This is a genomic window from Streptomyces yamdrokensis, assembly GCF_053890455.1.
Window position 1 is genome coordinate 811,169 of record NZ_CM132679.1, and the last position, 13,426, is coordinate 824,594.

Sequence of the window (13,426 nt, forward strand, 5' to 3'; positions counted from 1 at the left end):
GGTCCGGCGGAGCTCCGGGGGCACGGGGCGCCGGGGTGAGGCGGTGGCGGAGGACGACCGGGCCCGTGAGACCGCCGGCGGGCGGGGGACTGGCTCCGGCCCCCCTGGGTCGGCGAGGATCGCTGTATGCCCTCCCCCCACATCTCTCCCGTCGGCCTCGGGCCACCGCCCCGTCCACCGGAGCACCGCCCGTCCGCCGCTCTCCTCGGCGTCCCGGCCGTGTGCTCGGTCCTTCTGCTGATCCTGGTCGCCGCAAAGTGGCGCCCGCTGACCGGCCTGGACCGCGACATCGCCTCGGCCTTCCACCGCTGGGCGGTCGACGAACCGGGGCTGACGCGGACGGCCCGCGTCCTGACGGACTGGGTCTGGGACCCATGGACCATGCGCGCGCTGTGCGGGGCGGTCGCGCTGCTGCTGTGGTACCGGTACGCGGCCCGGTGGACCGCGGTGTGGCTGGTGGTGACGTGCGCCGTGGGGGCCACGGTGCAGCAGGTCCTGAAAGCGGTGGTGGACCGCGCCCGCCCCGTGTGGCCGGACCCGGTGGACTCGGCCCACTACGCGGCGTTCCCTTCGGGGCACGCCATGACCGCCGTCGTCACCTTCGGTCTCCTGCTGTGGCTGCTGCACCGCCGCGGCGTGGGCCGGGCCCTGTGGGGCTGGGCCGTGGCCCTGGCGGTGCTCTCGGTCGGCGGCGTCGGCCTCACCCGCGTCTGGCTCGGCGTCCACTGGCCCACGGATGTGCTCGGCGGCTGGCTCCTCGGCATCGTGGTCGTGGTGGTGGGGGTACGGATCCACGGTCAACGGCACCCGTGACCGTGCGAGGTGCCGGTGCCCCGGCGTCCCGATGGCCCGGCGGCCCTGTGCCCTGAGCGAAAGGACCCGTGCCGTGCCGTGCTGCCGCCGTTCTCCTCGGGCGATCCCCCGCGCCGCCCGAGGAGGACGGCAGCCCGGCGTGGACCCACGAGGGGCCCGACCGGATGCGCTGAGTATAGTTGGCTGCCAGCCAGTCAACGCAGGAGTCCAGCATGTCCCCGCGCAGCGCCTCGGTCAATGAAGAGTTGCGAAGGCGTTCGAAGGAGCGGCTTCTGCAGGCCGCCGTGGAGCTGGTGAGCGAGCGCGGCTACGACGCGACGACGCTCGGCGACATCGCCGACCGGGCGGGTTCCGCGCGAGGTCTGGTGTCGTACTACTTCCCGGGGAAGCGCCAGTTGGTTCAGTCCGCCGTGCACCGCTTGATGCACCGGACACTCGAGGAGGCGCTGGAACAGGAACCGCGCACCGACGACGGGCGGGAGCGGATGGCGCGGGCCATCGACGCGGTCCTGGGCCTGGCCCGGGACCGTCCCGTACTGATGCGCCAGCACATGGCCGGGCTGCTGCAGGCCGAGGGTTTCCTGCCCTGCCCCGAGCAGCGGCGGCTGGCGGAACTGCTGAGCGACACCGTCGCCCGGTACGGCTCGACGCAGGTCGGCAGCGACTATCCGATGCTGCGCGCCCTGCTGATGGGCGCCGTGTACTCGGCGCTGGTGCCAGGTGTGCCGATGCCCGTCACGGCGCTGCGCGAGGAGTTGTTCCAGCGATACCGGCTGGACTGGGAACTGGGTGTCCCGCCGGACACCGGGGTGCCCGGCGGGACGGGTGCGACGAGTCCGCCCGCCCGGCCCGAGGACGGGGGCCGGGCGGGCGGACGGGACCACTCGGGCGGAACGCCCGGCCCAAAGGGGGCGGGCGGCACGGACGTACCCGACCGGACGGATGTGTCGCGGTTCTTCGCGACCGGGGCGGCGCCGGAGCCCTCGGCGCCCGCCCGTCGCCCCGAGCCGGACGGTCAGTCGAAGTAGTCCGGCTGCGTCTGCACGTTGAGCTCACGCATCTTGACCCAGCGGGCCGGATCCGTGCGCCGGTCGTCGATCTTCAGGACGTCGAAGCCCTTGGCGATGTCGTTCGAGTAGATGTAGCCGTTGTAGTAGTACGCCGACCACGAACCGCCGGTGACGAGCCGGTCGGTGCTCAGCGGCCCCCGCTCGAAGTAGGCGATCTCCTTCGGCTTCGAGGAGTTGGTGAAGTCCCAGACGGAGACGCCGCCCTGGTACCAGGCCTGGACCATGAGGTCCTTGCCCTTGACCGGGATCAGCGAGCCGTTGTGGGCGACGCAGTTCTCGGTGTCGGCCTGGTGACGCGGAATCTTGAAGTAGCTGCGGAAGACGAGCTTGCGCTTGTCGCCCTTGCCGACGACGTCGTAGATGCCGTCCGCGCCGCGGTCCGGTCCGACCTCGGCGTTGCAGGTGGCGGCACCGCCACCGCCCAGCTCGTCGGTGAACACGATCTTGTCGGCCCGCTGGTTGAACGTCGCCGAGTGCCAGAAGGCGAAGTTGACGTTGTCCTGCACCCGGTCGATCACCTTGGGGCGCTCGGGGTCCTTGATGGAGAGCAGGATGCCGTCACCCATGCAGGCGCCGGCCGCCAGGTCCTTGGAGGGCAGCACGGTGATGTCGTGGCAGCCCGTGGTCTTGGAGACACCCGGGTTCGTGGGCCCGCCCGGGTTGCCGCCGCCGTCGGGCCCCTCACCGGGGAACAGCACCGGGAACCCGACCACGGCCGCCTTGTGCGGGGCCTTGCGCGGCACCTTGATGACGGAGATGCCGTCGTGCGGCGGCTGGCAGTCGGGGTAGGCGGCGTTCGGCGAGTACGAGGAGACGTACACGTAGACGTTCTTGCCCTCGGGCACCAGCGAGTGGGTGTGCGAGCCGCAGGCGGTCTCGACGGCGGCGACGTAGCGCGGGTTGCGCTTGTTGCTGATGTCGAAGACCTTCATGCCCTCCCACGAGGACTTCTCGGTCACCGGCTGCGTGGTGCTGTTGCAACTGCTGTCGCTGCGCGACGAGTCGGTGGAGAGGAACAGCAGGTCGCCGGAGACGGAGATGTCGTTCTGGGAACCGGGGCACAGCACCTGGGACACCGTCTTCGGCGACTTCGGGTTGCTGATGTCGTAGATGGTGAAACCGTCGTAGTTCCCGGCGAAGGCGTACCGGCCCTGGAAGGCCAGGTCCGAATTGGTGCCGGTCAGCGCGTCCTTGGGGACGTGCGCGACATGACGGATGTTGTCGGAGTGGACGATCTCGTCCTGGGCGGGTATCTCGCCCTCCGCGATGGCCTCGCGCGCTTTTGCCTGCGCGCTCTTCGACATCTCCTTCGAGGCGGGCGGCGCGTCCCCGGGGTCGGGGGTCGCCGCGGCCGGGGCTGCGGTCAGCAGCGCCGCCAGCAGCCCACCGGCCGCCGCGGCAACTCCCAGCCGTCTGCGCCGGGTTCGGGGAACATTCAACAGGATCACTGTTTTCCTCCCTTGTTCCGTTCAGCTCGGAACGGGTTCTGCTCCGGCAGTATGGTCCTGAGCATGCACATATCAACAGTGGGCAACACACTCGCAACGAAGTTTTTTGATCACTGCCGCGCGGAAGCGTGCTAGGACAGTCGTCAGCGCTCACGAGGTGTCGTGCCACCCGCCTGCCCCAGGAGGTCCTGTGTTCCACCGCCGTGCGTCACGCGTGTCCGTCGCCGCGACCGGGCTGATCGCCCTGGCCGTACTCGGCATCACGGGCTGCGACTCCGACACGGACGACGCCGGGCCGGCCTCGGCGGGCGGCCCTTCGGTGATCGCGCCGGGCGAGCCCGGGGGGCAGAACCGGACCCTGTCGGCCGAGGAGGCGGCGGAGCAGCGCGTCGAGGACGACTCCCCCAATTCGGCGGACGTCTCCTACTCCCGCATGATGATCGAGCACCACTCGCAGGCACTGGAGATGACAGAACTCGTCCCGGACCGTGCCGAGTCGACGAAGATCGTCAAACTGGCCGAGCGGATCGCCGCCTCGCAGCAGCCGGAGATCAAGGCGATGGAGGGCTGGCTGACGAGACACGGCAAGTCCGAGGAGTCCGACGGGCACTCCCACGGACACGACCACGCGACGATGCCCGGAATGGCGACCCCGGGCCAGCTCGAGAACCTCCGCGCGGCCGAGGGGAAGGCCTTCGACCAGCTCTTCCTCACGCTGATGATCACCCATCACGAAGGGGCGATCACCATGGCCACGGAGGTGAAGTCGGAGGGCAACAACATTCAGATCGAGGAGATGGCCGACGACGTGGTCGCCCAGCAGACGAGCGAGATCACACGGATGCGCTCCCTACTCTGACGACCGCCGGGTGTGACGCGGGGTCAACAGGCCTGCGTCACGCGCACGTCCGATGACCCTGAGCGCTCCGCGCCGGCTGTATCCGGTCGCGCACATCACGGCGAGGACCGGGTCGACGCCCTCCTCCTGGGCCGCGCGGTACTCCCGCGCCACGAGGCGTCTCCCCACGGGCTCCCGCGGCCGGACCGCGCGGCTGCGCGTCTTCGGCTCCTTCGCACCGGGCGGCCGGGCCCGGACGGCGGAGCCGCCCCCGGATGCCGCTTCGTCGTCTGCGGCCGACCGGATGACGGCGGCCGACGAGATCCCGGCAGCTACGACACCGGCCGTCCCGTCGCCGGGGCCAGGTCCGTCGCCGGGGTCCGGCCCGTCGCCGGCACCGCACGCCCGTGCGAGCGGCCCCTCGATCCAGTCGGCGAACAGCGCCAGGTCCTCCAGTGACAACGCGGGCCGGGCCCGTACGTCCTCGACGCAGACGCAGAGCCCGGACACCAGGGCGAGCGCTTCCACACCGGCCCCGTCGGCGAAGGTGAGCCGCACATGGAACCAGCGCGTCGCGTGCTCGCCCTCCCGCACCTCCCAGGCGGGCCACACGAAGACCGCCCCGTCCGCCGGAGAACGATCGGAAAGATGGAGAAAAGATTCCTCAAGCACGCGCGCTACGTAAGCACGCGATCACTTTCCATACGAACGAACACGCACCCCGACTGCCGGACGGCACCCTGTCAGCGCAGCGGATGCGGTACACGCCGTGAGGAACGACTGCCCGCGTGGACAGGAAAGGCCGCACGGAGACGGTAGGCGGTACCGGCTGCCCCGGACGGCAGGGCGGGGCAGGCACGAGCAGCGGTAGAACCGTTGACGGTGAGACTGTTCTTGGTCCGCGACCAGGCGTCGGGGACCGGTCGGATGGCCGTGCCCGGCACCCGCGCGACTCCGGGCGGCAGTCCGTGCCGTCAGGTGCGATGGCTCCGGGGGTGTCCGTGCGCGTACAGCAGCGGCAGCAAGAGGACGGCTCGACCTTGGTCGAACTGGTCGACGGAGACGGTGTGCCGGTCGAGGTCGTTGCCGGGTTCCTGCGCTTCCTTGGCGCCCGGGACTGCTCACCGAACACGCTCGTCCCGTACGCCTACGACCTTCGGCACCTGTGGCGCTTCTTCGCGAGCGAGGACCTGAGCTGGGAGCGATTCGGACCGCCGGACGCGATCGCGCTGCTGGAGTACCTGCCGTCGGTGCCGTCCCGTCGGCCGCGTCGGCGGATGACGCTGTCGGTGGTGACGATGGACGCCGACGGCCCGGCGACCAAGCTCGCGGCGAGCACGGTGGACCGGATTCTGGCTGCGGTGTCCTCGTTCTACGAGTACGTGATCCTGGCCGGGCTGCTGGAGCGGGCCAACCCGATCGAGAAGCGGCCGGACCCCGCGCCGCAGCGCGGTTCCGATCGGCATCGTCCGTTCATGGGCCGGGCCAGCCGGCAGCGCCCCGTCCGGCGAGCCGTGCGTGCCAAGACCGTGCAGCGGGTGCCGCGCCCTCTGGGCGACGACCAGGTCGAGTTGCTGCTCTCGCAGCTTCGCGGGCTGCGCGACAAGGCGATCATGCTGCTGATGCTCCACGGCGGCCTGCGGCCCGGCGAGGTCCTCGCTCTGCACCTGGACGACCTGGCCTACGGGCGGCGGCGTGTCGTGGTCCGGCACCGTGACGGTCATCCCAAGGGCGCCCGGTCGAAGTCCGGTTCGAGCGGGTCGTCGACCTGCACGAGGCGGAGACCCTGGCCACGGTCAGCGCCTACGTTGCGCGACCACTGCCTCGGCTGGTGTCCTTTGACAGCCAAGTCAGTCGTGTGTAGTCCGCTGACCTGGTCCGACTAGGTTGGATGTCAACGGGTGGCAGTGCATCTGGGAGCTGCGGGCCTCGGCGACTCCGATCGCCCGCCGACGGGGTGAAGAAGCCGTCGCGGGTGTGCGCCGCTGCCGCCTAGACGGTTTGGCCGCCGTCGACGACGAGGGCGGTGCCGGTGGTGAAGGCACCGCCCTCGGAGCACAGCCACAGGACGGCGGATGCGATCTCTTCGGGCTTGCCTAGGCGGCCGACGGGTTCGTCGGCGATGAGTCCTTCGCGTCCGCCGGGGCGGGTGTCGCCGAAGCGGCGGATCATCTCGGTGTCGATGATGCCGGGGCAGACGGCGTTGATGCGGACGCCTGCGGCTGCGTAGTCCAGGGCGGCGGATTTGGTCAGGCCGATGACGCCGTGTTTGGCGGCGGCGTAGGCGGCCTGGCCTTGGAAGCCCTTGACGCCGGCTCCGGAGGAGACGTTGACGATGGCGCCGCCGCCCTGGCGGACTATGTGGGGGATTTGGGCCTTCAGGCACAGGAAGACGCCGGTGAGGCTGACGCCGATGATGCGGTCCCATTCGTCCTTGGAGATGTCGGTGGCGGGCTTGACGGGTTGCTCGATGCCGGCGTTGTTGAAGACGGCGTCGATGCGGCCGAAGTCCTCGACGGCCTTGTCCACCGCTGCCTGTACGTCGTGTTCGCTGGTGACGTCACAGGTCAGGGTGAGGGTCTGGCGGCCTTCGTCGGCGGCGATGAGACGGGCGGTTTCCTTCAGGCCGTCGGGGGAGAGGTCGGCCAGTGCCACCTGGGCGCCGGCGCGGGCAAAGGCGAGGGCGGTGGCCCGGCCGATGCCGGAAGCGGCGCCGGTCACGAAGGCCACTTTGCCGTTGTATCCCTCGGTAGGCGCGGTCATTTTCTGTCCTTCCTTGAAGGTGGTACGGGGCGGGATCGTGAGAGGCCGGAGTGGACCGGCCAGTGGTTGCCGGTAGGGAACCGGGCAGCACCGGCTACATCCGGCTCCCCTGGAATGCGGGCCTCGCGGCCCTGCTGCCAGGGGGAATAGGTGCCACGCGGTTGCTCTGTCGAAACCGGCGGGGGTCGGTCCAGGTTCTGGCGGTATGGGTATGCGGTGTGCGCATTGCCGAGGTGGTCGGTCAGCAGGTGGCTTCGATAGTGATCCGGTCGGCGGTGGCGAGCTGGGTGATGTCGTTGTCGGCCATGTGGCCGATGGGGGCGAGGCCGTCCGCGTGCGGGGCATTGCCGCAGTAGCTAGGGAGAGCGCCCCAGGTCGAGTAATAGGAGCGCTCACCCGGCCGGGGTCGGCCCCGTCGGGGCGCCCTTGGTCGACAGTTTGCGGGGCGGATCCCCGGCCTTCTGTTCGTGGTTGAGGTCGCGCACGGGCGAGAGCGCACGGGACGCGGGATCAGGGGACGTTGTGGCCGGCGGCCTGGATGAGCCGGTACCACTCGCTGCGGGACAGCGGGATGTCCGAGCCTGCGGCGGCGTCGACGACGCGCTGGGGCCGGGTGGTGCCGAGCACGACCTGGATGCCGGCGGGGTGGCGGGTGATCCAGGCGACCGCGATCGCGGTCGGCGTCACGTCGTACTTGGCGGCGAGGCGATCCAGCTCGGCGTTCAGTTCCGGGTGGTCCTCGGAGCCGAGGAAGACGCCGTCCTGGAAGCCCTTTTGGAACGGGCTCCACGCCTGCAGCGTGATCCTGTTGATCCGGGCGTAGTCGACGAGTCCACCGCCGTCGCGGGTGATCGAGTCGTCGAAACCGGCCATGTTGGACGACAGGCCCTGCGCGATGAGCGTGGAGTGCGTGATCGACAGCTGCACCTGGTTCGCGACGATCGGCTGGGTGACAGCGGTCTTCAGCAGGTCGATCTGGCGCGGGGTGTGGTTGGACACCCCGAATGCGCGGGCCTTACCGCTGGTCTCGAGGTGGTCGAACGCGCGCGCGACCTCTTCGGGCTCGACGAGTGCGTCGGGACGGTGCAGGAGCAGGACGTCGAGGTGGTCGGTGCCCAGCGCCTTCAGCGATTCCTCGGCCGAGGTCACGATGTGCTCGTAGGACTGGTCGTAGCTCCAGGGGTCGGCGACGATGCTCGTCTTGGTCTGCAGGGTGATCTGCTCGCGCTCCGACGAGGTCAGCCGCAGTGCCGCGGCGAACCGGCGCTCGCACAGGTGCGGTCCGCCGCCGGGGTGGTTGAACCCGTACAGGTCCGCGTGATCGAAGAAGTCGATGCCAGACTCGCGGGCGGCCGTGTACAGGGCGCGGATCTGTTCGTCGCTGTCGCCGGCGATGCGCATCATGCCCGCGACGACGTTGGGGACCTCGGTGTCGGTGGTTCCGAAGGGAACGGTCTTCATGGATGCCTCTCGTGGGTGGTTCAGGTTCCGCCGAGGAGCCACCGGGTGGTGGTCACCTCGACGAGGACGCGGACGTCGCCGGGTGCGTAGGGGTCGGTGATGTCCCAGCCCTCGTACTTGGTTGCGAACGCCTCGATGATCGGAGTGGGGAACGGGGCCTGGTGGAGGCGAGCGGTGCCTTCGGCGACGAGCGGGGATCCGCCGTCCTCCAGCGCGAGGGACACCTGCGGCCGTTCGGCGATGTGCGGACCTTGGCCGATGCCGCGCCGGTGGAGATCCACCAGGTCGCCTCGGAGCGGTCGAACACGAACCAGACCGGCACCAGGGTGCGGTGCTCCACTACGGCGGGTGGTCGCCAGCCCCCCCGCTCGCCTGCGAGCCAGGTCGCGACGGTATCGGGCACGTGCACGCTCGCATGGGCGTCAGCGCGAGGGGCGTTCATGCGGCCCCGTCGGCATCGGGCAGGGCGAGGCCGGTGCGCGCGTGGAGGGCGTCGAGGAGCTGCCGCTGGAACACCGGGTCCACCGCAGCCGGGTGCGGTCGGCGTACGGAGCGGTGGTGCCAGTAGCCGCCAGTGCGCGGATCGATCTCGCTTTCTGCGGCGGTGGCGAGCCACGCCTGGGTTCGATGCCCCTCGGCGAGGTCATCGGTCGCGGATGGACCGCCCATCCGGGTCGGCACCCAGCCGGGGTCGACCGCGTGCGAGAGCAGCTGCGGGTGCCGGGCGGAGAGGGCCAGTGCGAGCGCGGTGACGAGCAGCTTGCTGTCGGAGTAGGAGCCGCCGTGGCCGGCGAGCACGGGATTGACGTCGGAGCGGCCGGAGTGGTGCATCGAGCTGGACAGGAAGACGGCCCGGCCCGGCTGCGGCATCGAGGCGGTCAGCAGGTAGGGGGCCAGGACGTTGACCGCGATCACGTCGGGGCCGTCCATCGTGCCGGCGTTGTGGACGACCGCGTCGAAGCGTCCGAGCGCGTTCGCCTGCTCGGCCACGCTCGCCGTCTCTTTCGGGTGGGCGAGGTCGCCGAGCACGACGCCGCGCATCCGGTCGCTGACGCCCAGGTCCTCCAGACGAGCCGGGCTGCGGGCGTGCAGGACGACGTCGTGGCCCCGGTCCACGAGCTCGGACGCTGTCGCCAGGCCCAGTCCGCTCGACGCGCCGGTGACCAGGATGAGTGACATGGAGCGTGGTTCCTTCCGTGCGCGGCCTGCGCGTTCACCTGCCGTGCGCAATGCAGCTCCGGCGAGGCGGTTCAAGGCTTCGGCGAGGGTGTCGACGGCGGCCACCGCCTGCGAGGCAGCGGCCGGCGATGACGTCTGCTGGGCGGCTCCGTCACCAGTACTGCTGCTCATACAGCCGGTCAGCAGCGCCAGCGCGACCGGCTGCACGAGCAGGAGGGCCGCACGACCGCCTGGCGCGTCTGAGGACAGGTGCGCCGGGTCGGCGCTATGCGCGACTGCGGCTCGGCGGGTACTGCGCCGGGTTCTTGCGGGACGGGTTCGGTGGGCATGTGGGGAGACCTTCGCGTCGTGGACAGGGTCAGCAGCACAGCGGTGGCGCCCGTGCGGGAGGGCATGGCCCGGTGGTCTCCTGGCGGCCAGGAGACCTACGAGTGTTCGATTCGTACGGGAACAGGGTCCGGGCGTCATGTCGTACCCGGCCCGGGAGTGGGTCACTGGGCGGTGTAGCCGCCGTCGACGGGCAGGGCGATGCCGGTGACGTAGCTCGCGCCGTCACTGCACAGCCACAGGACGGCCTGGGCGATCTCGTCGGCGGTGCCGAGCCGGTCGATGGCCTGGCCCGCTTCGGCCTGGCCGCGGTCGAGTTCTCCGCCTTCGACCATGGCGTCGACCATCGGGGTGCTGATCGTGCCAGGACAGACGGCGTTGATCCGGACTCCGCGGGAGCCGTATTCGAGGGCGACACTCCTGGTCAGGCCGATCACGCCGTGCTTGGTGGCGTGGTATGCGGCGCGGCCGGGGTTGCCGACCAGACCGCCGAGGGAGGAGCAGTTGACGATCGCGCCGCTTCCCTGCTCCCGCATGTGGCGCAGTTCGTGCTTCACGCTCGCCCAGATGCCCCGCAGGTTGATGCCCTGGACACGGTCGAACTGGTCGGCAGTCTCGTCGGCGGCGTCGGTGGGCGGGGGCATGATGCCGGCATTGTTGTAGGCCATGTCGAGCCGGCCGAAGGCTTCGACCGTGCGGTCGACGGCGGCGGCGACCTGGCCCTCGTCGGTGACGTCGCAGACCAGCGCGAGGACTCGGTGGCCGTCTTCGGCGAGCTGCTTGGCAGCGGCGTTGACGGCGTCCTCGTTGATGTCGGCGAGGGCGACGGCGGCTCCCGAGGCGGCGAAGGCGCGGGCGCTGGCCAGGCCCATGCCGGAGGAGGCGCCGGTGACGATGGCGACCTGGCCGTGGAAGTCGTAGGTGGGGTTCATGGCGGTTGCTCCCAACGAAGGCGTACGGAGGCGGTGTTCAGCGTGCGGTCGTCGTGGTGGCGTCAGCTGTCTGCCGCGGTTCGTCAGCGTCGGTGGTGTGGCGGGCGACGATCCGTGAGGGGCCGGCGGTGCCGCGCAGGGCGAGGGCGATCAGAGGCAGCAGGGTGAGCGCGGCGAAGACGGCGCCGACCAGGGCCGGTCCTGTCAGGCCGAGCGAGGAGTCCAGGGCCCGGCCCGCGACGAGGGAACCGGCGGCGATGCCGGTGTTGTAGCCGGATGTGGTCAGCGCCGAGGTGAGGGTGGGGGCATCGCCCGCGAAGCGGACGGCGAGGGAGGTGACGACCGGGTTGACGGTGAACCCGGCCAGGGCCATGCCGAAGACCAGGACCACGGCGGCCACCGGACTGTTCGAGGCCGGGATCAGGGCCAGCAGGATGAGGGAGGTGGCCGCCGCCGCGGTGATCGTCGTGACCATCGGGCGACGGTCTCCGAGACGCCCGCCGATGGCGGTACCGCCCAGCGCACCGATACCGAAGGCGATCAGCACCAGCGGTACGGCACCGGCCGGGATGCCCGCCCGGTCGGTCAGCAGCGGCGTGATGTAGGTGTACGTCGCAAGGACCCCGCCCATGATCAGCACGGCCGCGCCGAGCGCCAGCCACAGCCGTCCCTGCTTGAGGGCCTGGACCTCGGCCCGCACCGTCACCTCGGCCCGCTGTCCGGTACGGGGGATGAACCGGCCGACGAACGCGGCGGCCAGCGCGGCGAGGACGGCGAGTGCCCAGAACGGGCCGCGCCAGCCGGTGTAGTGGCCGACGAACGAGCCGATCGGCACACCGATCACGTTGGCCAGCGTGAGGCCGCCCATCATGACGCCGACCGCCCGCGCGGCGCTTGCGGGCCCGGCAGTGGTGGTGGCGATGACGAAGCCGACGGCCCAGAACGCTCCGGTGGCCAGGGCGGTCACCACGCGGGCGGTGAGCACGATGGTGAAGGAGGTGCTGAGCGCGGCGACGGCGTGCCCGAGGGCGAAGACGGTGAGTGCGCCGATGAGGGTGTGGCGCTGAGGCAGGCGCAGGGTGGCCATGGCCATCGTGGGCCCGCCGATGATCATGCCGACGGCGAACGCGGTGATCAGCAGACCGGCGTGGGACACGCTCACGTTCAGGTCGGCGGCCATCTCGGGCAGCAGTCCGGCGATGACGAACTCGGTGGTGCCCATCAGGAACGTGCCGGCGGCGAGCACCCAGACGACGAAGGGGAGTTTGCCGGGGGTGGACCCGGTGGCGGAGGGCATGCGAAAACTTCTTCCCGTATGAGGGGTAGGCGGGTTAGGAGGCGGCTTCGATGGTGACGCGGTCGGCTCCGGACAGCTGGTCGGCGTCGGCGTCGATGTGGCCGAGGATCAGCAGGTCGGAGGAGGCGGCGGGGCCGTCCTTGTAGAAGATGGCGAGGTTGCCCCACGGTGCGAAGTAGGCGATGTCCCCGACCTTGGCCGCGGCCGGTTCGGGGGCGTCCTCGGTGGTCGGCTTCCTCGGCGGGTCGGCGATCCGCTCAGTTCCGTGGAAGTCCTCCAGGTCCAGGGTGAGCGGGAGCAGGGAGGCGAGGTCGCGGGCGGCCGGGCTGTCGTTCAAGGTCGCGTCGACGAGCTGGCCGTCGATGGTGACGCGGATGTCCATCGAAGTGCTCCTGTCTGATCCGGACGCGCTTGCTGACGCCGAGGTCTGCGGCTGCTCGGACGCCGGGGCGGACGATGACACGGAGGTTGTTGTGGCGAGGGCCTGCTCGGCGGGCGAGTCGTCGGAGCAGACGGTCGCGGTCAACAGCAGCACGCCGGTGGTAGCGGTGGCGGTCAGGGCCCGGCGAAGGAGGAAGGTCATGGGGTGCCGTCCTGCGGGTCGGGCATGGGCTCGGCGTAGTGGCGGAAGCCCTTGCGGTCGGTGTGCAGGCCGTACAGCCGCTCAGCCAGCGCCTCCGGGCTGGAGTCGGCGCTGATCGCCCCGGGGACGATGAGCTGCGCGGCGTGGATTGTTCTCCCGGGCGAGCGCGGTATGGAGCATCGCCGCGTAGGCGCTCTCGGCTGCGAACGCGATCGAGGTGCCGGCCCGGTCGAGGTGCGGGCGTACCGCGCTGGCGCCGTTGACGAACAGCAGCGTGCCCCGGCCCAGCTCCCGCATGCCGGGCAGGACCGCGTTCACGCAGGTGAGCGGCCCCTTGACGGAGAAGTCCAGCGGATCGTCCAGGTCGGCCGCGGTGGTGTCCAGGACCGGCTTCATGAAGTCGCCGCGGGGCACCGGACTGAACTGCAGAATCTCGACGGCTCCCAGCGTGTCCGCGGCCTCGCGCAGGGCCGCGGTGAGGGAGGCAGGGTCGAGGACGTCAGCGGTGAAGCCACGGGCGTGGACGTTCTCCCTCGCCAGTTCCGATGCCAGGTTGTCCTGCTGCTGGGCGCTGCGCGACAGGAGGGCGACGCGGTGGCCCGCTTTACCGAAGCGACGGGCAGCCGCCAGCCCCAGGCCGGGGCCGGCGCCGACGAGGGCGAAGGTGGTCACTGTCGTTCTCCTCAACAACGTGAGTGCGGGCAGGCTGCATCAG

At 70.7% G+C, this 13,426-nt stretch carries 13 protein-coding genes and 1 pseudogene; 4 read left to right on the forward strand and 10 right to left on the reverse strand.

Going from position 1 to position 13,426, the window contains the following annotated elements; translation table 11 throughout:
* Nucleotides 1-126: 126 nt before the first annotated feature.
* Both ACWZEH_RS03035 and ACWZEH_RS03040 read left to right on the forward strand, forming a co-directional pair.
* Nucleotides 127-813, forward strand: coding sequence for a phosphatase PAP2 family protein (locus tag ACWZEH_RS03035; RefSeq protein WP_456195411.1), 687 nt, complete (start codon nucleotides 127-129; stop codon nucleotides 811-813).
* 212 nt (nucleotides 814-1,025) lie between these two features.
* Nucleotides 1,026-1,841: a TetR/AcrR family transcriptional regulator gene (locus tag ACWZEH_RS03040; protein ID WP_456195412.1), complete on the forward strand. Its 816-nt coding sequence runs from the start codon at nucleotides 1,026-1,028 to the stop codon at nucleotides 1,839-1,841.
* On the opposite strand, the gene ACWZEH_RS03045 is transcribed toward ACWZEH_RS03040, so the two are convergent.
* Entirely contained in the window at nucleotides 1,829-3,331 is a 1,503-nt protein-coding gene (locus ACWZEH_RS03045) for an LVIVD repeat-containing protein (protein ID WP_456195413.1), read from the reverse strand. The two genes, ACWZEH_RS03040 and ACWZEH_RS03045, sit on opposite strands and share 13 nt — an antisense overlap.
* A 190-nt stretch (nucleotides 3,332-3,521) precedes the next feature.
* On the opposite strand from ACWZEH_RS03045, the gene ACWZEH_RS03050 reads away from it, so the two are divergent.
* A complete protein-coding gene (locus tag ACWZEH_RS03050) occupies nucleotides 3,522-4,190 on the forward strand; it encodes a DUF305 domain-containing protein (protein WP_456195414.1) in 669 nt (222 codons plus the stop codon).
* Here ACWZEH_RS03050 and ACWZEH_RS03055 read toward each other — a convergent pair.
* The gene (locus ACWZEH_RS03055; protein ID WP_456195415.1) at nucleotides 4,182-4,781 is read right to left on the reverse strand and encodes a DUF6214 family protein; all 600 of its coding nucleotides are present in this window, start codon (nucleotides 4,779-4,781) and stop codon (nucleotides 4,182-4,184) included. The genes ACWZEH_RS03050 and ACWZEH_RS03055 overlap by 9 nt on opposite strands.
* Before the next feature lie 389 nt (nucleotides 4,782-5,170).
* On the opposite strand from ACWZEH_RS03055, the gene ACWZEH_RS03060 reads away from it, so the two are divergent.
* On the forward strand, nucleotides 5,171-6,055 hold the full coding sequence (locus ACWZEH_RS03060) for a tyrosine-type recombinase/integrase (protein ID WP_456195416.1): 885 nt from the start codon (nucleotides 5,171-5,173) through the stop codon (nucleotides 6,053-6,055).
* 106 nt (nucleotides 6,056-6,161) lie between these two features.
* Here ACWZEH_RS03060 and ACWZEH_RS03065 read toward each other — a convergent pair whose 3' ends face one another.
* From ACWZEH_RS03065 to ACWZEH_RS03100, 8 genes and pseudogenes are all read right to left on the reverse strand, one after another.
* On the reverse strand, nucleotides 6,162-6,932 hold the full coding sequence (locus tag ACWZEH_RS03065; protein WP_456195417.1) for a glucose 1-dehydrogenase: 771 nt from the start codon (nucleotides 6,930-6,932) through the stop codon (nucleotides 6,162-6,164).
* A gap of 510 nt (nucleotides 6,933-7,442) precedes the next feature.
* Nucleotides 7,443-8,393 (reverse strand): aldo/keto reductase, encoded by a 951-nt coding sequence (locus ACWZEH_RS03070; protein WP_456195418.1) that lies wholly within the window; start codon nucleotides 8,391-8,393, stop codon nucleotides 7,443-7,445.
* A 20-nt stretch (nucleotides 8,394-8,413) separates the two neighbouring features.
* Nucleotides 8,414-8,674: a pyridoxamine 5'-phosphate oxidase family protein gene (locus ACWZEH_RS03075; protein WP_456195419.1), complete on the reverse strand. Its 261-nt coding sequence runs from the start codon at nucleotides 8,672-8,674 to the stop codon at nucleotides 8,414-8,416.
* 157 nt (nucleotides 8,675-8,831) lie between these two features.
* Nucleotides 8,832-9,572 carry an SDR family NAD(P)-dependent oxidoreductase gene (locus tag ACWZEH_RS03080; RefSeq protein ID WP_456195420.1) on the reverse strand — a complete coding sequence of 247 codons (741 nt, stop codon included), beginning with the start codon at nucleotides 9,570-9,572 and terminating at the stop codon, nucleotides 8,832-8,834.
* A 491-nt stretch (nucleotides 9,573-10,063) separates the two neighbouring features.
* A complete protein-coding gene (locus ACWZEH_RS03085; RefSeq protein WP_456195421.1) occupies nucleotides 10,064-10,831 on the reverse strand; it encodes an SDR family NAD(P)-dependent oxidoreductase in 768 nt (255 codons plus the stop codon).
* Between the two features lie 37 nt (nucleotides 10,832-10,868).
* Nucleotides 10,869-12,128, reverse strand: coding sequence for an MFS transporter (locus ACWZEH_RS03090; protein ID WP_456195422.1), 1,260 nt, complete (start codon nucleotides 12,126-12,128; stop codon nucleotides 10,869-10,871).
* A 34-nt stretch (nucleotides 12,129-12,162) separates the two neighbouring features.
* The gene (locus tag ACWZEH_RS03095; RefSeq protein WP_456195423.1) at nucleotides 12,163-12,711 is read right to left on the reverse strand and encodes a cyclophilin-like fold protein; all 549 of its coding nucleotides are present in this window, start codon (nucleotides 12,709-12,711) and stop codon (nucleotides 12,163-12,165) included.
* A pseudogene (locus ACWZEH_RS03100) lies at nucleotides 12,708-13,383 on the reverse strand (SDR family oxidoreductase). Before ACWZEH_RS03100 ends, ACWZEH_RS03095 begins: the two are co-directional and overlap by 4 nt.
* Nucleotides 13,384-13,426 lie beyond the last annotated feature (43 nt).

Bases quoted from the DNA above. Each gene is read 5' to 3' on its own strand.
- ACWZEH_RS03035 (WP_456195411.1), top strand. From the start codon at position 127: ATGCCCTCCCCCCACATCTCTCCCGTCGGCCTCGGGCCACCGCCCCGT.
- ACWZEH_RS03040 (WP_456195412.1), top strand. From the start codon at position 1,026: ATGTCCCCGCGCAGCGCCTCGGTCAATGAAGAGTTGCGAAGGCGTTCG.
- ACWZEH_RS03065 (WP_456195417.1), bottom strand. From the start codon at position 6,932: ATGACCGCGCCTACCGAGGGATACAACGGCAAAGTGGCCTTCGTGACC.
- ACWZEH_RS03070 (WP_456195418.1), bottom strand. From the start codon at position 8,393: ATGAAGACCGTTCCCTTCGGAACCACCGACACCGAGGTCCCCAACGTC.
- ACWZEH_RS03080 (WP_456195420.1), bottom strand. From the start codon at position 9,572: ATGTCACTCATCCTGGTCACCGGCGCGTCGAGCGGACTGGGCCTGGCG.
- ACWZEH_RS03085 (WP_456195421.1), bottom strand. From the start codon at position 10,831: ATGAACCCCACCTACGACTTCCACGGCCAGGTCGCCATCGTCACCGGC.
- ACWZEH_RS03090 (WP_456195422.1), bottom strand. From the start codon at position 12,128: ATGCCCTCCGCCACCGGGTCCACCCCCGGCAAACTCCCCTTCGTCGTC.
- ACWZEH_RS03095 (WP_456195423.1), bottom strand. From the start codon at position 12,711: ATGACCTTCCTCCTTCGCCGGGCCCTGACCGCCACCGCTACCACCGGC.